General features: G+C 60.5%; 24 protein-coding genes and 1 riboswitch. Of the genes, 19 read left to right on the forward strand and 5 right to left on the reverse strand.

The window, feature by feature from the left end; translation table 11 throughout:
• Positions 1-18: 18 nt before the first annotated feature.
• Positions 19-1,245: a calcium-binding protein gene (locus AB1E34_RS04595; RefSeq protein WP_372571160.1), complete on the reverse strand. Its 1,227-nt coding sequence runs from the start codon at positions 1,243-1,245 to the stop codon at positions 19-21.
• A gap of 193 nt (positions 1,246-1,438) precedes the next feature.
• A complete protein-coding gene (locus AB1E34_RS04600) occupies positions 1,439-2,305 on the reverse strand; it encodes a hypothetical protein (protein ID WP_372571161.1) in 867 nt (288 codons plus the stop codon).
• Positions 2,306-2,430: 125 nt separating this feature from the next.
• Here AB1E34_RS04600 and miaB point away from each other — a divergent pair, with 125 nt between their 5' ends.
• From miaB to trmB, 8 genes are all read left to right on the forward strand, one after another.
• A complete protein-coding gene (miaB, locus tag AB1E34_RS04605) occupies positions 2,431-3,750 on the forward strand; it encodes a tRNA (N6-isopentenyl adenosine(37)-C2)-methylthiotransferase MiaB (RefSeq protein WP_372571162.1) in 1,320 nt (439 codons plus the stop codon).
• Positions 3,751-3,909: 159 nt separating this feature from the next.
• Positions 3,910-4,650 (forward strand): outer membrane protein, encoded by a 741-nt coding sequence (locus tag AB1E34_RS04610; protein ID WP_372571163.1) that lies wholly within the window; start codon positions 3,910-3,912, stop codon positions 4,648-4,650.
• A 148-nt stretch (positions 4,651-4,798) separates the two neighbouring features.
• Complete coding sequence (locus AB1E34_RS04615; protein ID WP_372571164.1) at positions 4,799-5,830, forward strand: PhoH family protein; 1,032 nt, start codon at positions 4,799-4,801, stop codon at positions 5,828-5,830.
• A gap of 47 nt (positions 5,831-5,877) precedes the next feature.
• Positions 5,878-6,411: an rRNA maturation RNase YbeY gene (ybeY, locus tag AB1E34_RS04620; protein WP_372571165.1), complete on the forward strand. Its 534-nt coding sequence runs from the start codon at positions 5,878-5,880 to the stop codon at positions 6,409-6,411.
• Complete coding sequence (locus AB1E34_RS04625; protein WP_372571166.1) at positions 6,411-7,298, forward strand: hemolysin family protein; 888 nt, start codon at positions 6,411-6,413, stop codon at positions 7,296-7,298. Before ybeY ends, AB1E34_RS04625 begins: the two co-directional genes overlap by 1 nt.
• Positions 7,295-8,782, forward strand: coding sequence for an apolipoprotein N-acyltransferase (gene lnt, locus AB1E34_RS04630; protein WP_372571167.1), 1,488 nt, complete (start codon positions 7,295-7,297; stop codon positions 8,780-8,782). The genes AB1E34_RS04625 and lnt overlap by 4 nt, the downstream gene beginning before the upstream one ends.
• Positions 8,783-8,825: 43 nt before the next feature.
• Positions 8,826-8,875, forward strand: a riboswitch (SAM-SAH riboswitch).
• Between the two features lie 5 nt (positions 8,876-8,880).
• Positions 8,881-10,062: a methionine adenosyltransferase gene (gene metK / locus AB1E34_RS04635; protein ID WP_372571168.1), complete on the forward strand. Its 1,182-nt coding sequence runs from the start codon at positions 8,881-8,883 to the stop codon at positions 10,060-10,062.
• 98 nt (positions 10,063-10,160) lie between these two features.
• Positions 10,161-10,871, forward strand: coding sequence for a tRNA (guanine(46)-N(7))-methyltransferase TrmB (gene trmB, locus AB1E34_RS04640; protein WP_372571169.1), 711 nt, complete (start codon positions 10,161-10,163; stop codon positions 10,869-10,871).
• Here the strand turns inward: trmB and AB1E34_RS04645 are convergent.
• Entirely contained in the window at positions 10,868-11,674 is an 807-nt protein-coding gene (locus tag AB1E34_RS04645; RefSeq protein WP_372571170.1) for a hypothetical protein, read from the reverse strand. The two genes, trmB and AB1E34_RS04645, sit on opposite strands and share 4 nt — an antisense overlap.
• A gap of 154 nt (positions 11,675-11,828) precedes the next feature.
• Between AB1E34_RS04645 and AB1E34_RS04650 the strand changes: the two genes are divergently transcribed.
• The 4 genes from AB1E34_RS04650 (at position 11,829) to AB1E34_RS04665 (ending at position 15,610) form a co-directional block, all read left to right on the forward strand.
• Positions 11,829-12,902, forward strand: a complete 1,074-nt coding sequence (locus AB1E34_RS04650; protein WP_372571171.1) for an amidohydrolase family protein — start codon at positions 11,829-11,831, stop codon at positions 12,900-12,902.
• Positions 12,903-13,017: 115 nt separating this feature from the next.
• On the forward strand, positions 13,018-14,370 hold the full coding sequence (gene aroA / locus AB1E34_RS04655) for a 3-phosphoshikimate 1-carboxyvinyltransferase (RefSeq protein WP_372571172.1): 1,353 nt from the start codon (positions 13,018-13,020) through the stop codon (positions 14,368-14,370).
• 8 nt (positions 14,371-14,378) lie between these two features.
• Positions 14,379-14,996 carry a (d)CMP kinase gene (locus AB1E34_RS04660; RefSeq protein ID WP_372571433.1) on the forward strand — a complete coding sequence of 206 codons (618 nt, stop codon included), beginning with the start codon at positions 14,379-14,381 and terminating at the stop codon, positions 14,994-14,996.
• Positions 14,997-15,085: 89 nt separating this feature from the next.
• A complete protein-coding gene (locus AB1E34_RS04665) occupies positions 15,086-15,610 on the forward strand; it encodes a hypothetical protein (protein ID WP_372571173.1) in 525 nt (174 codons plus the stop codon).
• Positions 15,611-15,638: 28 nt separating this feature from the next.
• Here AB1E34_RS04665 and AB1E34_RS04670 read toward each other — a convergent pair whose 3' ends face one another.
• Complete coding sequence (locus AB1E34_RS04670; RefSeq protein WP_372571174.1) at positions 15,639-16,031, reverse strand: hypothetical protein; 393 nt, start codon at positions 16,029-16,031, stop codon at positions 15,639-15,641.
• 303 nt (positions 16,032-16,334) lie between these two features.
• On the opposite strand from AB1E34_RS04670, the gene rpsA reads away from it, so the two are divergent.
• From rpsA to trpB, 7 genes are all read left to right on the forward strand, one after another.
• Positions 16,335-18,011 (forward strand): 30S ribosomal protein S1, encoded by a 1,677-nt coding sequence (gene rpsA / locus AB1E34_RS04675; RefSeq protein ID WP_372571175.1) that lies wholly within the window; start codon positions 16,335-16,337, stop codon positions 18,009-18,011.
• A 106-nt stretch (positions 18,012-18,117) separates the two neighbouring features.
• Positions 18,118-18,732 carry a LysE family translocator gene (locus AB1E34_RS04680; RefSeq protein WP_372571176.1) on the forward strand — a complete coding sequence of 205 codons (615 nt, stop codon included), beginning with the start codon at positions 18,118-18,120 and terminating at the stop codon, positions 18,730-18,732.
• A gap of 248 nt (positions 18,733-18,980) precedes the next feature.
• Positions 18,981-19,265, forward strand: a complete 285-nt coding sequence (gene ihfB / locus AB1E34_RS04685) for an integration host factor subunit beta (protein WP_249709668.1) — start codon at positions 18,981-18,983, stop codon at positions 19,263-19,265.
• Positions 19,266-19,269: 4 nt separating this feature from the next.
• The gene (locus AB1E34_RS04690) at positions 19,270-19,620 is read left to right on the forward strand and encodes a LapA family protein (RefSeq protein WP_372571434.1); all 351 of its coding nucleotides are present in this window, start codon (positions 19,270-19,272) and stop codon (positions 19,618-19,620) included.
• 6 nt (positions 19,621-19,626) lie between these two features.
• Complete coding sequence (locus AB1E34_RS04695; protein WP_372571177.1) at positions 19,627-20,274, forward strand: phosphoribosylanthranilate isomerase; 648 nt, start codon at positions 19,627-19,629, stop codon at positions 20,272-20,274.
• A 47-nt stretch (positions 20,275-20,321) separates the two neighbouring features.
• Positions 20,322-20,663, forward strand: coding sequence for an antibiotic biosynthesis monooxygenase (locus tag AB1E34_RS04700; protein ID WP_372571178.1), 342 nt, complete (start codon positions 20,322-20,324; stop codon positions 20,661-20,663).
• A gap of 71 nt (positions 20,664-20,734) precedes the next feature.
• Positions 20,735-21,982 (forward strand): tryptophan synthase subunit beta, encoded by a 1,248-nt coding sequence (gene trpB / locus AB1E34_RS04705; protein WP_372571179.1) that lies wholly within the window; start codon positions 20,735-20,737, stop codon positions 21,980-21,982.
• A gap of 98 nt (positions 21,983-22,080) precedes the next feature.
• On the opposite strand, the gene AB1E34_RS04710 is transcribed toward trpB, so the two are convergent.
• Entirely contained in the window at positions 22,081-22,458 is a 378-nt protein-coding gene (locus tag AB1E34_RS04710) for a DUF2237 family protein (RefSeq protein WP_372571180.1), read from the reverse strand.
• Between the last annotated feature and the right edge of the window lie 2 nt (positions 22,459-22,460).

A 22,460-nucleotide genomic window follows, 5' to 3' on the forward strand; every position in this document is an offset into this window, starting at 1 on the left:
TTCCCTCAGCAAACCCTCTCAGATCCAGAAGTCGCCGATCACGTCCGTAACCCGATCATCGTTGCTCTCAAGATAAACAATATCGACATCGCGATCGAACTCTGGCGCCACGCCCTCCACGAGGATTCGTTGCTCGCCGTTGTTTTGTACCCGGATCAGCACATCTGATCCGGCGGTCAGTACCTCGACGTCTGATTCCGTGACGCCGATCAGCCAGATCGCGTCCCAATCGATCTCAAAATCCGTGATCCTGTCATCACCGAAAGCTCCGTTGAACAGGAACGTATCGGGTGCGCCGTCATAGGAGACATTCAGAGATGTGTTTCCGGAGATCGTGTCGTTTCCACGGCCGCCGATGAGAAAATCGGCGCCATCGCCACCTTGAACCGTGTCGTCATTTGCATTGCCGAACACCAGATCGACGCCGCCGCCGCCTTGCGCAAAGTCGTTTCCTTCGCCGCCTAGAATCGTGTCACCGCCATTTTGCCCGAACAGCCTGTCTTTACCGCCGGCTCCTTCCAGAAAATCTGCCCCATCGCCGCCGAAGATACGATCGCACCCTGAGTCACCCACAATCGTATCGGCCCCGGTAAGCCCGCGAAGCCCGTCGCTTCCCGCGCCGCCAAAGATGAGATCGGCCCCGTCACCACCGTTGATCTGATCTTTCCCTTTGGCGCCGAACAACAGGTCATTTCCTGTGCCACCTTCGATCAGGTCGTGCCCGGTTCCACCACCTATGGTGTCATCACCCTGCTGGCCACGCAGACTGTCATTGCCTTTGCCGCCCCAGATGGTGTCATTCCCGCCCAGCCCTTCGAAACTGTCATTCCCGCCAAAACCGCGCAGCTTGTCGGCGAAGGTCGCGCCGATAAAGACGTCATCGAAATCGTTCCCGACATAGTCCCATTGCGTCGGACCAAGCAGATTCTCGATGAAGGTCTGCTCGATCGAGGCGGTGTTCAATGTATTCAGCGTTGGGCCGTAATCGGTGACATGCCAACTGTTGCCGTCGTTGTCAGTTGCCATGAAGCTTGACACCCGCCCGGTATAGCGCCCGTCACCGGTAAGGCCAAAACCGCTTCCAAACACAACCATGGTGATCGACGACGTGGAATCAAATCCTCCCTCAAAAGGCCCGAGCGTGGCGACGCTGTCACTAACAACTGCGAAACTGTCTTTCTGCAAGGCGAGCCCCCTTACAAAATTCGGGCCGCCAAAATCACCGTTGCGAATAATCCTTGCCACGTCTCAATTCTCCCATTTTGAGTAACTATTAAAAACCATCTTTGCTTGTTAATGGGAATTGTTTTTATGTATCGAGAGGTTCACATTTTTATTGCATGCTTGAGTTGCAAGGGCTGCCCGCACAACGATCCGAAGCTTTCGAACAATGCCCTGATTCGCCTTCGTAATCGGCGCGCCGGTCTGTCCCCCGTGATCAGAACCACTGCCCGGGTTCCATGAGGCCCAGATCCAGCAATTGGCGGGAATGCCATTCGAAGGGGGTTGAATTGTGCCAGTGGAAACTGTGGATATCGAATTTTGATCCTGGGTTGCGCTTCAGCGCCTTGGCGGTGCGGAAAGAACAGATCGCCGCCGTCAGGTTGTGATGCCAGGGGCAGGCATAGGTGTTGTATTCCTGCTCGGCAAAGGTGTGGTTGGGTAGCAGTTCCAGACCGGGTGCGGATTTGAACAAAGCGATCCGGTCGATCTTGCGGCTGTCTCTTGGGATGTGTTCCTCAAACCGCCAACGCACGCCGCCGAAGAAATCCAACTGGCGTTCCCTCGGTTGTCCGGTGATCGGGTCGGTTCGGGCGAGGGCGTAGTAGCCTGATTTGTCCAGATGTGCCCGGTCCAGCGACACGCCGTTGGGCGCATGCCCCAGATCATCTGCATAAAGGTCGATCACATAGGTCAGCATGGCGTCGCGGCGCTCTTCCTGGTGGAAGGCCAGCATCTCGCCCACGCTGCGGGTCTCGCAAAACGGATAGAACAGATATTCCGCATTATAGCAGTAATACGTCCACCGCCCCGATGTGGCTGCGATCACCTGGTTGACGGCAGCTGTTACTGCGCCTTCGGGGCCGCAGTCGAAGCTGATGCGATGCACGCGCGACTCGACATCTTGAGGCAGTGAAAACGCATCCGGCATCAGCGCCAGGACCGTTCCGAAGCCGCATTGCAGGTGATGGCGCAATGTTGTTGCGACCTCGACGTCATCTTCGACGAAGATCAGCGCCAGCGGCGCGGCTCCCGGCAAGGCGGTGTCCTGTTCCAGAAATCGGTCGAGCGTTGGGTGCTGCATCAGGGTCCTGTGGTTTGCGGCGCTGGCATGCTGGCACAAATTCGGTTAATTGCAGCCGCATTGCAAGCGATGCGCGTAGCGTATAGACGCCTGCGTCGATCCCGCCAGTGCAAAGGCCACGCCCGATGTCCGAACCCAAGAAACTCTTCATCAAGACCTATGGCTGTCAGATGAACGTCTATGACAGCGAGCGCATGGCAGAGGCGCTGGGCGGGCAGGGCTATGTCGAAACCCAAAGCGCCGATGACGCCGACATGATCCTGCTGAACACCTGCCATATTCGCGAGAAGGCGGCGGAAAAGGTCTATTCCGAACTTGGCCGCTTCAAGGGGCTGAAGGCGGAGAAACCCGACTTGAAAATCGGCGTCGCGGGTTGCGTGGCGCAGGCCGAGGGCGAAGAGATCATGCGCCGTCAGCCTCTGGTCGATCTCGTTGTCGGCCCGCAAAGCTATCACCGCCTGCCCGAGATGGAGGCCAAGACCCGCCAGGGCGCCAAAGCGCTGGACACGGATTTTCCCGAAGAGGACAAGTTCGAGCAGTTGAAAAAGCGCCCCAAGGCGAAACGCGGTCCCACCGCCTTTTTGACCGTGCAGGAAGGTTGCGACAAGTTCTGCGCCTTCTGCGTGGTGCCCTATACCCGTGGGGCCGAGGTCAGCCGCCCGGTCGATCGCATCCTGAATGAGGCCCGCGATCTGGTCGAACGTGGCGTGCGCGAGATCACGCTGCTGGGCCAGAACGTCAACGCCTATCACGGGGCCGGGCCAGCGGGCGATATGACACTGGCGCAACTGATATGGCAGTTGGACAAGATCGACGGGCTGGAACGCATCCGCTTCACCACCTCGCATCCCAATGACATGGGCGACGACCTGATCGAGGCGCATGGTACCTGCGACAAGCTGATGCCTTATCTGCATCTGCCGGTGCAGTCGGGCTCGGACAGAATCCTGAAGCGCATGAACCGGTCGCACACCGCCGAAAGCTATCTGCGGTTGATCGAGCGCATTCGCGCGGCGCGGCCCGATATCCTGATGTCGGGCGATTTCATTGTTGGCTTCCCCGAAGAGAGCGAGGCGGATTTTCAGGCCACGCTCAATCTGGTGGAAGAGGTCAAATATGGCTACGCCTATTCCTTCAAATACTCGACCCGGCCCGGAACGCCTGCGGCTGAGCGTCCCCAGGTCGACCTGGCTGAGGCCGATGATCGCCTGCAGCGTCTTCAGGCCCTGATCACAAGGGATCAACGATCTGTTCAGGATTCGATGGTAGGTCGTGAGGTCAAGGTCCTGTTTGAAAAGCCCGGGCGTCTTCCGGGGCAGATGGGTGGCAAGTCAGACTATCTGCATGCGGTGCATGTGGATGATGCCGATGTCGAGATCGGTGATCTGCGCCGTGTGCGCATCGTTGACTCGGCGGCAAACTCCTTGCGGGGTGTTCTGGCATAAAAATGCCGCCGCAACGTCAATGACGTTGTGGTGGCAGTGTACAGGTTGTGTGTTTTGCGCTACACCGGCCCAGATGTAGTAATTTGCGTGTGGCCGGGCGGATAAAGCGATGCTCTGGTCGATCACGTGTGAAACTTCGAGTATGTGAGGGGGCTCACGATGAAAAAATGGAAATCCGCTCTGGGCTTCAAAGCGATCCCGGGACTCCTTTTGGCGGCCAGCGCCGCCAGTTCCGTCCTTGCGGGGAATGTGCAATCGCCCTTGCAGGACCCGGTTGTCGATGCGCCGGAGCCGCCGAACTGGGACGGGTTTTATGTTGGCGGTTCAGTTGCCTACAGTCTCGGGTTTAGCGACCGGTTTGGTGTCTCGGACGACCTTGGCCGGATCGGTGACGTTGGAGATCAGAAGCCAGATGGTTTTTCGGGCGGAGTGCGTGGCGGCTGGCGGGACTCGATACGGTTCGCCACAGGTCGTCAGTATGTTTACGGTTTTGAAGTCGCTTATGATCTTGCCAATATCGAGGGTTCGGCGTCAGGTGAAGTGAATGGCATTTCTTCTGAAAGCGAATCTAAGATCAACGATCAGTTTAGCTTGCGGTTCAAGGGCGGGATTTCCAACAGGTCCGCGCGAACGCTCTATTTCAGTTCCATTGGATATGTAAATGCGGAGGTCGAAACTGGCCTGACAGCTGGCGCTTTTTCGTCCACGGTTGATGATCGGCGCAGCGGCTACTCGCTCGGTTTGGGGGTCGAGCACAAGTTGAGCGAACGGCTGTCGCTGACTGGCGAGTACGAATACGTGAAACTCAATTCGAAGACGGTTGATCTGGGGCAGGATATATCGACCAAATCAACGCCTCGATATCACGGTTTGCGGCTGGGCGTGAATTTCCGGTTTTGAGGCGCTTGCGATTTGATCGGTTCAGGCCGCGTGACACGCTTGTCGTTGCCACGATTTGTTTCAGCGAGATGAAAAAGCGCGACATGCGCTTGCACGCGGGACGCGATGTTGGCTACGCTCGACCCAGACTGCCAACACAGGAGAGCGGATGGCCATAGGTGCCCTGAACCCACCGCAGGAAGACGCGCCCAAAGAGGTGCTTCTTGAGTTTCCCGACAACCGTTTGTTGATTGATCTTTGCGGAGAATACGACCGCAATCTTGCCCAGATCGAAGAGAAGTTGAGCGTGCAGATTCTGCGGCGCGGCAACCAGCTCGCGATTCTCGGCGATGAGACGGCGCAAAAGCAGGCCGAGGAGGTGCTTGAGTCGCTCTATGAGCGGCTGCAGGATGGCCGCCCGGTCGAAGCGGCCGATGTCGATCGCGAATTGCGCATGGGCAATTCCGAGCAGGGCACCGGCGCGCGCGACGGTGACCAGCTCGAAATGTTTACCGGCGAAAAGGTCGAGATCAAGACCCGCAAGAAGCTGGTCGAGCCTCGCACGGATGCGCAGAAAGCCTATGTGCTGTCGCTGTTTGAAAACGAACTGGCCTTTGGCATAGGCCCCGCCGGGACGGGCAAGACCTATCTGGCCGTGGCAGTTGGCGTGTCGATGTTCATCACGGGGCTGGTGGATCGGATCATTCTCAGCCGTCCGGCGGTCGAGGCGGGCGAGAAGCTCGGGTACCTGCCCGGCGACATGAAGGACAAGGTCGATCCCTACATGCAGCCGCTTTATGACGCGCTGAATGATTTCCTGCCGGGTAAGCAGATTGCCAAGCTGATCGAAGAGAAAAAGATCGAGATCGCGCCGCTGGCCTTTATGCGGGGCCGGACGTTGGCCAATGCCTTTGTGGTGCTGGACGAGGCGCAGAACGCCACGACCATGCAGATGAAGATGTTCCTGACCCGGCTGGGTGAGGGCTCGCGCATGGTCATCACCGGCGACCGGAGCCAGGTGGACCTGCCACGCGGCGTGCCCTCGGGTCTGGCCGATGCGGAACGCTTGCTGGGTCATGTGCCGGGGATCAATTTCAGCTATTTCACCGCCAAGGATGTGGTGCGTCACCCGCTTGTCGCCGCCATCATTGAAGCGTATGAGGCCGATTCTGGACGCGACTCCGCCTCCCGGACCGGCTAGGCGCGGTCCGGCGGCGCGGCAACGTCCCTGATTTTGCCGAGGCACGCATGGAGCTGGACCTGACACTGGAAGATACCCGCTGGGGCGACCTGTCGCAGTTGGCAGAACGGGCCGTCGTCGCGGCGCTGGACCATCTGGGGATCGAATCGGACAGCTGCGAGGTGAGCCTGCTGGCCTGCGGTGATGCGCGGATTGCCGAGCTGAACGGGGCCTTTCGCGACAAAGTGACGCCCACAAACGTGCTCAGCTGGCCCTCGGTCGAGCTGGCCGCAGACAGAGATGGTGGCACACCCGAACTGCCAAAGCCCGATTTCACCGGCGAAATCGGCTTGGGAGACATCGCGATATCCTATGACACCTGCGCCAGAGAGGCCGAAGCGTCGGGCAAAAGATTGCAAGATCACGTGACCCATTTGATCGTTCATGGCGTGTTGCATCTACTGGGGTATGATCACGTCCGTGACGCTGATGCCACTCTTATGGAGGGGCTTGAGGTCGAGATACTTGGCAAACTGGGTCTGGATAACCCATATAGTGAGTTTGCGGGGCCGGATGGACCGCGGGATTTGGATCAGGATTAATGGACGACATAGACGGCAGTTCTAGCGCAGCGCATCGCGCGCAGAGTGAAAGTGACAGCGACCGGACCAGCGACAGGGCAGGATTGCTCGGTCGGATCATGGGGGCCCTGTCTCCGGGTGAGCCACCGGAAGAAACACCACAAAACGGACCCGGTCGGCCTGTGACGCAGTTGCCCGGCATGGTCAACCTGCGGCGGTTGCGGGTCGAGGATGTCGCTATCCCCACGGCCGAGATCGTCTCGGTCCCCGGGACAATCGCTCGAGAGGAGCTGGTCAAGGTCTTTCGCGAAAGCGGGCTGACGCGGCTGCCAGTCTATGAAGGAACGCTCGACACGCCGCTTGGGTTTGTGCATCTCAAGGATTTCGCGCTGACCCATGGGTTCAACGGCAATTCCGCCACTTTCGATCTGACCACGATGTTGCGTCCGATGCTCTATGTGCCGCCCTCGATGCCTCTGGGCGTGTTGCTGGCCAAGATGCAGGCTGACCGTTGCCACATCGCACTGGTGATCGACGAATATGGCGGCGTCGACGGGTTGCTGACCATTGAGGATCTGCTGGAACAGGTGGTCGGAGAGATTGAGGACGAGCATGATCCTGGCGAGGATCAGACCTGGGTCAAGGTCAAACCGGGATGTTATGTCGCGCAGTCCCGGACCCCGTTGGATGAATTCGAGGCCGAGATCGGCCAGTCCCTGACCAGCCACGAGGACGTCGACGAGGAAGAAATCGACACGCTGGGCGGGCTGGTTTTCATGCTTTCTGGGCGTGTGCCTGCAAGGGGCGAGGTGGTGGTGCATCCCGACGGCCCTGAATTCGAAGTGATCGAGGCCGACCCGCGCCGCATCAAGCGATTGCGCGTCATGCTGCCGGACACCGCCGGATGATCCAGCGGTCGCGGCTGGCGCTGGCAGTAGTGCTTGGCCTTGTGGCAGCGCTGGGGCTGGCGCCCTACCATCTGTGGCCCGCGACGCTGGGTGCCCTGATCTGCCTTCCGGTTCTTGGTTTGCAGGACCGTACGCGCAAGCAGGCGGCCCTGATCGGCTGGGCCTTCGGTCTGGGGTACTTCGGCCATGGCCTGTCCTGGATCGTCGAGCCGTTTCTGGTGGACATTCCCCGCCATGGCTGGATGGCGCCATTTGCGCTGGTGTTCATGGCAGGCGGGCTATCGATGTTCTGGGCGGCGGCGTTCTGGGTGGCGGCAGCACCGCGCCTGGGGGGCGTCGGGCGCAGTTGGATCTTGGTTTTCACCTGGTCGCTGGCCGAGTTTGCGCGGGCCTATGTGCTGACCGGGTTCCCCTGGGCCGCGTTCGGGCAGATCTGGGTCGATACCTCGCTGGCGCAATCGCTGCCCTATATCGGCCCGCAGGGCTTGGCCATCGCCACCTTGGCGTCCACGCTGCCATTGGGGGCTGCGATAAGCGGTACGGGAGCCGCGCTGCCGCGCGCGCTGAACACTGTGCCCGCGCTTTGCCTGCTGGTGGTTGCGATATCGTTCAGCGCTGGGCCGCCTCCGGCGACGCTGACCGGCAAGACCGTGCGGCTGGTGCAACCCAATGCGCCGCAACACCTGAAATGGGACCCGACGCATATTCCGCGCTTTTTCCGGCGTCAGATCGAATTCACCGCAGCCGGGCCCCGGCCTGATTTGATCGTCTGGCCGGAAACCGCTATCCCGACCTGGCTGGACGAAGCCGGGGGCGTGTTCCGCACCATCAGTGATGCCGCCGGGGGTGTTCCGGTTGTTCTGGGCATCCGCCGTTATGACGGGACCCGGATTTACAACTCGGCGGTCTATCTGGATGGCGAAGGTGCGCCTGCAAGTGTTTATGACAAGCATCATCTGGTACCGTTTGGAGAGTACGTGCCATTTGGCGATCTGCTGGCCCGGGTCGGTATTCAGGGCTTCGCCACCAATGCCGGGCAGGGGTTCAGTGCTGGCCCAGGACCGGAACTCATGTCACTTGGACCCATTGGAACCGCCCTGCCGCTGATTTGTTACGAGGCGGTGTTCCCGCAGGATGTGGGCGCGGCCCCATCACGCCCCGACATGTTGCTGCAAGTGACCAATGATGCGTGGTTCGGGTCTTGGTCCGGCCCCTATCAGCACCTGGCGCAAGCCCGGATGCGCGCGATCGAGCAGGGGCTGCCCATGGTGCGCGTGGCCAATACCGGCGTGTCGGCTATGATTGATCCCTACGGAAGGACAATTGCCGAGATACCGCTGGGCGTAGACGGATATATTGATGCAAGCCTGCCCGCGCCACGCGGATCGACCTTTTATGCGCAGAGCGGTGATCTGCCAGCATTTCTGTTCCTTCTCTTTGGACTCAGCGTCGCGATTGTCCTGCAACGCAAGTGCGCAGGCTGATTTTGCGATTGACCCGCGCCTGCACCGCGCGTATCCGGGGTCGAACCCACCACAACGGCTTCCTGGCGTGGTTGGGAAACATTTAATGGAGCACTTACATGTCCCGACAGAATTACATCTTCACTTCGGAATCCGTTTCCGAGGGCCATCCCGATAAGGTTTGTGACCGGATCTCGGATGCGGTCCTCGATGCCTTCCTGAGCGAAGAGCCCGAAGCGCGCGTTGCCGCGGAAACCTTTGCCACAACCAACCGCGTCGTGATCGGCGGCGAAGTCGGTTTGTCGGATCAGGACAAGCTGCACGAATATATGGGCAAGATCGACCAGATCGCCCGCGACTGCATTCGCGATATCGGCTATGAGCAGGACAAGTTCCACTGGAACACCTGCGAGATCACCAACCTGTTGCATGAACAATCCGCCCATATCGCGCAAGGCGTCGATGCCTCCGACAACAAGGACGAAGGCGCGGGCGATCAAGGCATCATGTTCGGTTACGCCACCACCGAAACTCCGGCGCTGATGCCGGCCCCGATCCAGTATAGCCACGCGATCCTGCGGCGGCTGGCCGAAGTGCGCAAGAACGGCACAGAACCCGCGCTTGGCCCGGACGCCAAGTCGCAGCTGTCGGTGATTTATCGCGATGGCAAACCGGTGGGCGTCAGTTCGGTCGTGCTGTCGACCCAGCATCTGGACGAGGCGCTGACCTCGGACGATATCCGCCAGATCGTTGAACCCTACATTCGCGAAACGCTGCCCGATGGCTGGCTGAGCCCCGAGACCGAGTGGCACGTGAACCCGACGGGCAAATTTGTCATCGGCGGCCCCGATGGCGACGCAGGCCTGACCGGACGCAAGATCATCGTGGATACCTATGGAGGCGCGGCGCCCCATGGCGGCGGCGCGTTTTCCGGCAAGGACCCGACCAAGGTGGACCGTTCGGCGGCTTATGCGGCGCGCTATCTGGCCAAGAACGTGGTCGCGGCTGGCATGGCGGAACGCTGCACGATCCAGCTCAGCTATGCGATCGGTGTCTCCCGGCCGCTGTCGATCTATGCGGATACCCATGGCACGGGCCTAGTGCGTGACGCCGAGATCGAAAAGGCGATTGATCAGATCATGGACCTGACCCCGCGTGGCATCCGCTCGCATCTGGACCTGAACAAACCGATCTATCAGCGCACCGCCGCTTATGGCCATTTCGGTCGCGAGCCGAGCGCGGATGGCGGTTTCAGCTGGGAACGCACCGATCTGGCAGAAGCGCTCAAGCGCGCGGCCTGATTGAGTTCAAGCGAATTTGCAAAGGCGGTCCACGGGCCGCCTTTCGTTTTTTCAGCCCGGTATTGCAGCGCGCCGCGCAAATCTTTATGGGCCTCGCCATGAGCACCCAGTCGCCCGCCCGCCCGCACAGAAACTTCTATGGCCGCCTGAAGGGCAAGACCCTCAAGCAGAGCCAGAAGACCTATCTGGACGAAGACCTTGCCGCGCTTTCACCTGGCGCGGTGGACTGGGACGCGAACCCCGAACGCACCCCGCTGGATCTGGATGCCCGCTTTGACGGCAAGCCAGTCTGGCTGGAGGTCGGATTCGGCGGTGGTGAACATATGGTGCATCAGGCTGCAGCGAACCCGGATGTGGGCATCATCGGGGCGGAGCCCTACATCAATGGCGTGGCGATGCTGCTGGGCAAGATTCGGCGCGCGGATGTCAGTAACCTCGCCGTGCATCCCGGCGATGCTCGCGACCTGATGGATGTGCTGCCCGATGCATCGATTGCAAGAGCTTTCCTGCTCTATCCCGACCCCTGGCCCAAGAAACGCCACCACCGCCGCCGGTTCGTGACCCAGGAGCATCTGGAGCCACTGGCGCGTGTCATGAAGCCCGGCGCGATCTTTCGCGTGGCGACCGACATCCCCGACTATGTGCGCCAGACCCTGGAAGAGGTGCCCAAGGCCAGTTTCGACTGGCTGGCCGAGCGTCCCGCTGACTGGCGCGCGCCCTGGGATGACTGGCTGTCGACGCGGTACGAACAGAAGGCCCTGCGCGAAGGCCGGGTGCCGCATTATCTGACCTTCCGCCGCGCCGGTTAGGCATCGTTCAGCGTATTGAACACGCGGCCCTTGGCGAACCAGGCGATCCCGAAAGCCCAGAGCGCCGTCGCCTCGACAAAGAAAGTCAGGTTCAGGCTGTTCCACCAGTCAAGGAAGCCCGGACCACCGATCGCCCCCTTGATCGCCAGCAGCGCGACGCATGCCAGAATGGTCAGGCCGCAATAGCTGTAGAGCCGGTTACGCTTGCGCTTGCTTTCGATCAGAACGCCGTTTCGCTCATGCCGGGCGGGGACCACCCGTTTCAGGACGATCAGGCAGTAAAGACCGAGATAGATGAACAAGATACCCGCAGCCGTTAAGTGCCAATCGCTGGCCGCGCTGAAGAGATTGAAAAATCCCTGCCCGGGTGCCTCGGCGACCGTGAGGGGATCGCTATTGGTGACCTGTGCGAAGACACGTGACAGGAAGATATCGCGACCTTCGCAGCCGGTGCCCAATGTCGCGACTGTCGCCACGATGAAAGCCCCGATCCCGGCGATAGTGCTGCCCCTGTCTTCAAGAATGTGCTCGCCGGTATAGGCGATGAGAAACCCGCCAATGAAGTAGAGCAGGCCGACAAAAACCGGGCCAAGTCTCTGATCATAATAGAAATGGCTGATGCTGTCGCGAAAGCAGCTGCCGAAACCGACTGACCCGATGCCGAGAACCAAAGGCAATCCGATTGCGACCCCACCAACAAGAACCGCCAATCGGTTGAGGATCGCCGTGTTGTCGGTCTGGGCCCTTTGCGGCTGAAACAGATGCTCAGGGCCCGTTTCAAGAAACGTTTTCAAAAAAGACATGGGGTACTCACAATTCAGTTCGACAATGAAACCAGCATAGCACAACCCATGGATGCGGCGAAGATGAGATGCCAGGGTCGGACTCTGTGGCATCGACAGGAGAGACGCAGGCGATACACTGAAGGCGCCAATATCACCTCACAAGGTATTTTCCATGTCCGGTTTTCGCATCACCAACTGCCATATCCACCTGTTTCACGCCGGCCATGTGCCCGAGGATTACCCTTACCGGTTCCTGCGCCTGTTCAAGAAAGCGCCGTTTCTGGTGCGCGGGCTGGCCTTTCTCATGCGGTTGATTGGCCAGCATCCGGTGGCGGAAAAGCTGGACCGGCTCCATCGCTTTCAAAAGGAAACCCAGTCGGAAAGCCAGCGGGCGATCTTGGAAAATGTCCAGCAACACTATCCCAGCACTACACGCTTCGTGGTGCTGCCGATGGACTTGTCAGCTTTTGGCTATGGCAGCCCGCGCCTTGCTCTGTCTGCGCAACATGATGAGTTGGCGGAACTGGCCCGCGATCCGGATTTGCGGGGGCGCGTGATCCCGTTTGCCACCATAGACCCGCGCGCCGATCGGCAGGGGAGCGAAGTTTGGCGCGCGGTGGATGATTTGGGGTTCCGGGGCGTGAAAATCTATCCGCGGCTGGGCTTTGCCCCCGATGATCCGCGCCTGATGCGGCATGTCTACCCGAAGATGGAAGAAAAAGGCCTGCCGCTGATGACCCATTGTTCGCGCGGCGGCGTGCAGGGGCGGGAGTTGAGTGATCACTGGGCGGACCGGTATACCGAGCCGGATGCCTATGCCCCGATCCTGAAGGTCCATCCGAACCTGCGGATCTGCCTTGCCCATTTCGGCGGGCAGCGCGATTGGTCGGCATATGTGAACCCTGACCGCAGCAATCCCTTCGCCGACGAGTATCGCAACAACTGGCAGGTGCGCATCCGCCAGATGATCGAAAGCGGTGACTATCCCGGCCTCTGGACCGATATCTCTTACACGTTGTTCCATTTCGAGGATTTCATCCCTTTCCTGCGCCTGTTCCTGCTGGGCGAGGATGAAGGGGCGGAACGCCTGCGCAGCCGGGTGTTGTTCGGGTCGGATTTCTACATGACGCGGCAGGAAGCACTGTCGGAAAAGGCGGTGTGTTTCCGGTTGCGCAATGCGCTGGGCGAAGAGGTGTTCCGCCGGATCGCCGAAGAGAACCCGGCAAAATGGCTGGGCGAGACCTGAGCGGAGCATGTGGTCCTGCCGCCAGGGCCGTTCGACCGGCCTTGCGCCATTCCCGCTGGACCCGGCTTGACCAATTCGGTAATCGGCCTGTGGTCGCTGAATTGAAGGAGCCCCCATGTCCGGACACGGTACGCCTATCCCCATGACCTCGCATCCCTGCGGTCCGCTGTCCGGAACCGCAGAGGTGCCGGGCGACAAGTCGATCTCGCACCGGTCGCTGATCCTGGGTGCCTTGTCCGTGGGCGAGACCCGGATCACCGGGTTGCTGGAAGGGGATGACGTTCTGGACACCGCCAAGGCGATGCGCGCTTTCGGGGCAGAGGTCACCGATCATGGCGGCGGCGAATACACGGTGCATGGGGTAGGCGTCGGTGGGTTTGCCGAGCCCGATCAGGTGGTCGATTGCGGCAATTCCGGCACCGGCGTGCGGCTGATCATGGGCGCGATGGCGACCTGTCCGATCTCGGTGACCTTCACCGGGGATGCCAGCCTCAATGGCCGCCCGATGGCGCGGGTCACCGATCCGCTGGCGCTGTTTGGAACGCAGGCCGTGGGGCGCGCGGGCGGGCGCCTGCCGATGACGCTGGTCGGCGCCGCTGATCCGATTCCGGTGCGTTATGAGGTTCCGGTGCCCTCGGCGCAGGTGAAGTCGGCAGTGCTGCTGGCTGGTCTGAACGCGCCCGGCCAGACCGTGGTGATCGAGCAGGAGGCGACCCGCGATCATACCGAGCGGATGCTGGCGGGCTTCGGAGCCGAAATTACGGTCGAAGAGACCGACGAAGGCCGCGTGATCACGCTGACCGGACGGCCCGAGTTGAAGCCGCAGGTCATCGCGGTTCCGCGCGATCCCTCCAGCGCGGCCTTTCCGGTCTGCGCGGCGCTGATCACGCCGGACTCTGATGTGCTGGTGCCGGGCATCGGACTGAACCCGACCCGTGCCGGTCTGTTCACCACATTGCGCGAGATGGGCGCGGACCTGAGCTATGAGAACGAGCGTGTCGAAGGCGGCGAACCCGTGGCAGATCTGCGTGCAAAATACTCGCCCGACATGACAGGGATCGAGGTGCCGCCCGAGCGCGCCGCCTCGATGATCGACGAATACCCGGTGCTATCGGTTGTCGCCGCCAATGCAACTGGCACGACCATTATGGCGGGTGTGAAGGAATTGCGCGTCAAGGAGAGCGACCGGATCGACGCCATGGCGCGCGGGTTGCGCGCCAATGGTGTGACGGTTGAGGATGGCGAAGACTGGTGGTCGGTCGAAGGGCTGGGTATCGGACAGGTTCCCGGTGGCGGCACCTGCGAGACCTTTCTGGACCACCGCATCGCCATGTCCTTCATGGTGATGGGCATGGGCGCGAAGGCGCCAGTTACCATCGATAGCGGCGGTCCGATCGCCACCTCCTTCCCGGTCTTCGAGCCGCTGATGGCGGGTCTGGGCGCGCGCTTGCAGCGCAACAATCGGTGAGCAGCCGGATGCCGTTCACCATAGCCGTTGACGGCCCGGCAGCGGCGGGCAAGGGGACACTCTCCAAGGGGCTGGCGGCGCATTTCGGGTTCGGTCATCTGGACACCGGCTTGCTTTACCGCGCCGTTGGACGTCGGATGCTGGGTGGCGAAGACCCGGTTGCCGCAGCCCGCAGCCTGCTGCCCGAGGATATAGACCGCGCCGATCTGCGCACCCCGGACGTGGCTCAGGCAGCCTCGAAAGTGGCAGTGATCGGCGATGTGCGGGCTGCGCTGGTGGATTTCCAGCGCGCTTTTGCCCGCCGGGCCGGGGGCGCGGTGCTCGATGGGCGTGACATTGGCACGGTGATTTGCCCCGATGCCGAGGCCAAGCTGTTTGTGACCGCGAGCGCCGAGGTGCGGGCCGAACGGCGTTATCTGGAATTGACCGACAACGGTCAGGTGGTGACACGTGATGAGGTTCTGGCCGATGTGCGCACGCGCGATGAGCGGGATATGAACCGGGCTGAGGCTCCGCTGAGACCAGCCGCTGATGCGTTGACGATCGATACCTCGAACCTCGATATCGACGCGGCGCTTTCGGTCGCCATCGCCGCGATTGAAGACAAGATACCCGCCCGGGGCTGAGCGTAAGCGTCACAAATCTCACCAAGCTGTGTCTCGCCAGCCCGGGCAAGCATGCCTAGGTTGGGACCAGTCTAGAGGAGAGATCGCCGATGCTACGCTATATCCTTCCCTTGGTTCTGATCGCCTCGATGACCAGTGCCCAGGACGCGCCGGAGCCCGAGCCCGCCATGACCTATGAGCGGCTGGGCCGTATCATCTTTGCTCTCGACCCCGAGGCACAGCCGAGCGGGCCGGGATTTCAGTTCGCGATTGAAGGGGTGCCGGTGGTGGTCGTGACCGACGCGCAGGCCGATCGGATGCGGGCCATGGTGCCGATCCGCAGCGCCAGCGATCTGAGCGCCGAGGACCTCACGCGGATGATGCAGGCCAATTTCGATTCCGCGCTGGATGCCCGTTACGCGATCGCCAACGGCACGCTTTGGGCCGCCTTTATCCATCCGTTGTCACCGCTTGAGAAGAACCAGTTCATCTCGGGGCTGGGCCAGACCGTGAATGTCGCCAAGACCTATGGCACGCTCTATTCCGGCGGGGCGGTGCAATATGGCGGAGGGGACAGCGGCGGTCTGCAGCGGCAGTTGATCGACGATCTACTCAAGAAGGGCGAGGAGATCTGATCGCCAACCGTCGTCTGAGCAGACCGGCTTAGAACGGTGCGCGCTCTCCAAGCAGATACCGGATGACATCGACCGTGTCGAAGACCAGCGAGATTGCCATCGTGATTGCAATGATGCGAATCAAACCGATCGCCCAGGGCGATAGACCGTCTTGCTTTTGTACCCGATAAAGATACAGCATCGCGGGCAGCCAGAAAACGATATGAGGTAGCCCGAGAAGGCGGACATAGCAAAGCTCGGAATGTATCCAGCGTATGCCGAGCGCGCCCAATATGGCGGCGGCCAGCGTCACGATGGCGGCCAGTCTCGTTTGCCGCCAGATCAGCAGCACCAACGGCATCAGGATGACGGTGATCGCCATCCAGCCAACCCAGATTTGCACCCAAAGCGGTTGCGTGGTCAGAGCCTCTTGCAGTGTCATGTTGTGCCTCGCGGGAGATTTGGAGTGATACCTAACAGATGCGCGGCACCCGGCAATGTATGCCGTTACGTCCTGAAACCGGCTTGCCTTTTGCCGGGACCCGGCGTATGACACGCGCGTCGACAAGGCGGTTTAAGCCATAGAATAATGAGACGAGCAGGGTCGGGAGCACCGGCCCTCTTTGTTTTATGGCGTGATTTGATCGTCTGACCAACCTGTTCCGCCAAAGGCGGGCCTGAAACAAGACCGGCGGAGACAACCGCTCGGCCAGATAAAGTGAAACGTAAAGGAATAAACTGCCACATGGCTAACGCATCCATGGAGGAATTCGAAGCCCTCCTTAACGAAAGCTTCGAAATGGACACGCCCGAAGAAGGGACCGTTGTCAAAGGCAAGGTGATCGCGATCGAAGCGGGCCAGGCCATCATCGACGTAGGCTACAAAATGGAAGGCCGCGTCGAGCTGAAAGAATTTGCAAATCCCGGCGAAGCCCCTGAAATCGCTGTTGGTGACGAGGTCGAAGTCTACCTGCGCGCCGCCGAAAACGCCCGTGGCGAAGCCGTCATCTCGCGTGAGATGGCCCGCCGCGAAGAGGCATGGGACCGTCTGGAAAAAGCCTATGCCGACGACCAGCGCGTCGAAGGTGCAATCTTTGGTCGCGTCAAAGGTGGCTTCACCGTCGATCTGGGTGGCGCAGTTGCGTTCCTCCCCGGTTCGCAGGTCGATGTGCGCCCCGTGCGCGACGCCGGCCCGCTGATGGGTCTCAAACAACCGTTCCAGATTCTGAAAATGGACCGCCGCCGGGGCAACATCGTTGTGTCGCGCCGCGCCATCCTGGAAGAATCGCGTGCCGAACAGCGTGCCGAGGTTATCGGCAACCTGACCGAAGGCCAGGCGGTCGACGGTGTGGTCAAGAACATCACCGAATACGGTGCGTTTGTTGATCTGGGCGGTGTCGACGGTCTGCTGCACGTCACCGATATGGCATGGCGTCGGGTCAACCACCCGAACGAGATCCTGAACATCGGCGAAACCGTCAAGGTTCAGGTCATCAAGATCAACAAGGAAACCCACCGCATCAGCCTCGGCATGAAGCAGCTGCAGGAAGATCCGTGGGATCTGGTTGGCGCCAAATATCCGCTGTCGTCTGTCCACAAGGGCCGCGTCACCAACATCACCGATTACGGTGCATTTGTTGAGCTGGAGCCGGGCGTCGAAGGTCTGGTCCACGTTTCGGAAATGTCCTGGACCAAGAAAAACGTCCACCCCGGCAAGATCGTTTCGACCAGCCAGGAAGTCGACGTCATGGTTCTGGAGATCGACGGTGCCAAGCGCCGCGTGTCGCTGGGCCTCAAGCAGACCATGCGCAACCCGTGGGAAGTGTTTGCAGAAACCCACCCCGAGGGCACCGAGGTCGAAGGCGAAGTCAAGAACATCACCGAATTCGGTCTGTTCATCGGCCTCGACGGCGACATCGACGGCATGGTTCACCTCTCGGACCTCAGCTGGGACGAGCGTGGCGAGGATGCGATCCAGAACTACCGCAAGGGCGACATGGTTTCGGCCGTTGTGTCCGAGGTTGACGTCGAGAAAGAGCGTATCTCGCTCTCGATCAAGGCGCTGGGTGGCGACAAGTTCGCCGAAGCGGTTGGCGGCGTGAAGCGCGGCTCGATCGTGACCGTGAACGTGACCGCGATCGAAGATGGCGGCATCGAGGTGGAATATGAAGGCATGAAATCCTTCATCCGCCGTTCGGACCTGAGCCGTGACCGTGCCGAACAGCGCCCCGAGCGTTTCTCGGTCGGTGACAAGGTTGATGTGCGCGTCACCAATGTCGACAGCAAGACCCGTCGTCTGGGTCTGTCGATCAAGGCTCGCGAGATCGCCGAAGAGAAAGAGGCCGTGGAACAGTATGGCTCCTCCGACTCCGGCGCATCGCTTGGCGACATTCTGGGTGCAGCGCTGAAATCCGGCGACTGATCGTCCAAACGTCGAAGACATTCAGGCCCTGCGGTGCGAACCGCGGGGCCTTTTTCGTTTCCACGTATATCTGATAGGCTTGGCATCAGTATCTGCGAGGTGGGGCATGTCTTTTGATCCGGCAATGGCGCTTGTTGCGGCGACGCTTTTGCTGGTTGCCATACCGGGACCGAATGTAGCGCTGATCGTGGCAAACACCATCGCGCATGGGTTCCGCTTTGGTGCGACGACTGTTCTGGGCACCACGTTGGGCATTTTCCTGCAGCTTTGCCTCGTGGTGATCGGCCTCAGCGCGGTGCTGCAACTGGCCGCAGATGCGCTTTGGTGGATCAAATGGGCAGGTGTGCTGTATCTGCTATTCCTTGGCCTTCAGGCCTTGCGGCAGGGGTTTGATCCGATGCCCAAGGCGCAGGCCACCGACCGCCCCGTTAGAGCGGTGTTTTGGCAAGGCCTGTTTCTGGCGGTGATCAACCCCAAGACGCTTTTGTTCAGCGCGGCCTTCCTGCCGCAGTTTGTCAGCTCACAGGCGGGTGGGGTCGGGCTGGTCTGGGCTGCGGCGGTCTATCTGGGCGTTATCTTTGTCGGCGATCTGGCCTGGGTCGCGATGGCGCAATCCGCGCGACGGTCGGTGCTGCGGCTGGGGCGCTGGCGGCACCGCTTGACGGGTGGCTTTTTCCTTGCCGCAGGCCTCGGCCTGGCGGTTGCGCGCTCTGATCCCTGAGCGCGCAGCGCCCATTTGGCTTTACCTTGCGAATCAAGGGCTTCGACGCAGCCCCCTCTGACGTGTGTTTCTGCGACGCAGCGTAAGCCGATTTGCCGTAAATGCGCCGATCAAAGCGAAATCTTTCGCCGAGACGCCTGAAATAACGGGTTTTGTCTGCGACTTTACGTTCCACACAAGCGTGAATTTTCATATACTTGCCGGTACGTTCACAAAAACTGTCGCGTCGCCTTGGGAGGGTAGAGCCTATGATCCGTTCGGAACTGATCCAGAAGATTGCTGACGAGAACCCGCATCTCTACCAACGCGATGTCGAGCGGATTGTGAACACGGTTTTTGATGAGGTCACCGATGCCATGGCACGTGGCGACCGGGTGGAGTTGCGCGGTTTCGGCGCGTTTTCGGTGAAACAGCGGGACGCGCGGATTGGTCGCAATCCCAGGACCGGCGAAACAGTGCATGTGGAACAAAAGCACGTGCCGTTCTTCAAGACCGGCAAGCTGCTCAGGGATCGATTAAACGGAAAAGCCTGACATGATGCGCTATATTCGCTACGCCTTTCTGGCCGCATTGATCACCGTTTTGGTGTCGGTGTCGCTAGCCAACCTCCAGATGGTGACCCTCAAGCTGATGCCGGATGCCTTGGCTGAACTTGTGGGATTCAATTTCTCGCTGCCTTTGCCGGTCTTCATTGTGGTTCTTGGCGGGATCGCGACAGGGTTAATCATCGGCTATGTTCTGGAATGGCTGCGTGAGCACAAGCATCGCCGCGAGGCGGGTGAGAAATACCGCGAAGTGCGCAAGCTTGAGCGCGAAGTGAACAAGCTCAAGAAGCAGAAGAACGAAGGCAAGGACGAGGTGCTGGCCTTGCTCGAAGAGGGCAACTGACCCACCATGCCCGCGGAAATCGGTGTCAAGATTTGCGGTCTGAAACAGGCCGACCATGTGCGCGCGGCGGCAGAAGCTGGCGCGCGCTATGTCGGGTTCAACTTCTTTCCCAAATCGCCCCGCTATGTTGATCCGGATCAGGCAGCGATCCTGGCCGCGATGGTTCCGGTTGGGGTTGCCAAAGTGGCGGTCACTGTCAAATCTGACGATGAAGAGCTTGATCGGATCACCTCTGCCGTGCCGCTCGATCTGCTGCAACTCCACGGCGGCGAAAGCCTTGAGCGCGTGGCCGAGGTCAAGGCGCGGTATGGCCTGCCGGTGATCAAGGTCATCGGCGTGGCCGATGAAGGCGATCTGAAGCAGATCGACCTGTTCAGCGATGTGGCGGATCAGCTTCTGATCGAGGCAAAACCACCAAAAGACGCGCCCATGCCCGGCGGCCTTGGCCTGCGCTTTGACTGGCGGTTGCTGGCGGGGCGCAAATACTGGCGCAAGCCGTGGATGCTGGCAGGCGGTCTCACGCCCGAGAATGTGGGCGAGGCCATCCGTATGACCGGGGCGAAACAGGTGGATGTGTCGTCGGGCATCGAGGTCGCGCCGGGCCAGAAGGATTCCGACCTCATCCGGGCCTTCATTCAGGCCTCATCAGACTGATCCTTTTGCTGCTGCGGGCCGTATCACCCCTGAACAGGAGGTGCGGTATGTTCTTGGCGGCCATCGGTGGGTTGGAACTGAAAAACTGGATCATGGCGCCGGAGTTCTTCTGGCGTGCCGGCCGGGTGCTGCGGCAGGCCAGAACGGCCCCAGGATGTCACCATGCCTCGGTCTTTCAACGAGATGGGGTGTTGCTGTCCTTGTCGGTTTGGGAAAACGCGCAGGCGATGAGGCGGTATGCGACAAGCGGCCCTAATCGGGCGGTTGTCGCCGCCGCCCCCAGATTGGCCGTCACCCATCATTTTCACCATTTCCCCTGCGAGGATGTGCCGACCAGGGAAAACGCCTATGCCAGATGGCAGCTTGAACGGTTCGCAACATACGCCTGAGCGCGCGTTTTTCTGATGGCAAATCCCACGATTGCCCCATATGAACATCCCACACGAAGTCGGAGGGACCCATGGCCAACGATCTGTTTAATTCCTTCATGTCCGGCCCGGATGAACAGGGCCGGTTCGGCATCTTCGGGGGCCGCTTTGTCAGCGAAACCCTGATGCCGCTGATCCTGTCGCTGGAAGAGGAATACAACAAGGCCAAGGATGACCCCAGCTTCTGGGCCGAGATGGACGACCTCTGGGCCAATTATGTGGGCCGCCCCTCGCCGCTCTATTTCGCTGAGCGCCTGACCGAGCATCTGGGCGGTGCGAAGATCTACCTCAAGCGGGATGAGCTGAACCATACCGGGGCCCACAAGATCAACAATGTGCTGGGTCAGATCATTCTGGCGCGGCGCATGGGCAAGACCCGGATCATCGCAGAGACCGGCGCCGGGCAGCATGGCGTGGCCACCGCCACGGTCTGTGCCAAGTTCGGCCTGAAATGCGTGGTCTATATGGGCGCGCATGACGTGCAGCGCCAATCGCCCAACGTGTTCAGAATGCGCTTGTTGGGGGCGGAGGTAATCCCGGTCACTTCAGGCCGTGGTACCCTCAAGGACGCGATGAACGACGCGCTGCGCGACTGGGTGACCAATGTGCGCGACACGTTTTACTGCATCGGTACCGTGGCCGGACCGCACCCGTATCCGGCGATGGTGCGTGATTTCCAGTCGATCATCGGCAAGGAAGCCAAGGCGCAGATGCAGAAAGCCGAAGGCCGTCTGCCCGACACGCTCATCGCGGCGATTGGCGGTGGGTCGAATGCGATGGGCCTGTTCTATCCGTTCCTGGACGACAAAGAGGTCGGTATCATCGGCGTCGAAGCGGGCGGCAGGGGCGTGAACGAAAAGATGGAACATTGCGCCTCGCTCACCGGGGGGCGCCCTGGCGTGCTGCATGGCAACCGGACCTACCTGCTGCAGGATGAGGATGGCCAGATCCTTGAGGGATACTCGATCTCGGCCGGACTGGATTATCCGGGCATCGGACCCGAGCATTCCTGGCTGCATGAGGTGGGGCGCGCGCGATATGTCTCGATCACCGACAAGGAGGCGCTGGAGGCCTTCCAGCTTTGCTGTGCGACCGAGGGTATCATTCCTGCGCTGGAACCCAGCCATGCGCTGGCCCATGTGATGAAGATTGCGCCGGACCTGCCCAAGGATCACATCATCTGCATGAACATGTGCGGGCGCGGCGACAAGGACATCTTTACCGTCGCAAAGCATCTGGGTTTTGACATGTCCGATACCGAAGGACGCGAGGCAGATTGACCCCAAAACTGTGACGATAGACAGGGGCTGATCCTGTCGGTTGACAGATCAAAAGGCGGCGAGGCCAGGGATTTCGGTCGCTAGCGTTATTGTTGTGATCAATGCGCCTGCGCCTCATAGCGTTTCAGGATGTCTAGCGGAACGATGGCCAGTGCCCTGCGATGGGTTGAGGCCAGATTGACCTCGGGCGCGCAGCCCTCGTCATGGGCCTGCAGGAACCGCGCGGCACACAGGCACCAGTTGTCACCCGGTTTCAGCCCGGCGAAGCCAAATTCCGGGCGCGGGGTGCTGAGGTCGTTGCCGACATATTTGGAATAGGCCAGAAACTCGACCGTCATCACCGCGCAGACCGTATGGCTGCCCCGGTCCTGCGCGCAGGTGTTGCAATGGCCGTCGCGAAAGAATCCGGTCAGGGGGTCGTTTGAACAGGGCTCAAGGGCCCCGCCGAGGGCATTTATGCTGTCATCGGGCTCCATGC

Origin of the sequence: Ruegeria jejuensis (assembly GCF_041537905.1) — a bacterium.
GTDB lineage: Bacteria > Pseudomonadota > Alphaproteobacteria > Rhodobacterales > Rhodobacteraceae > Ruegeria_C.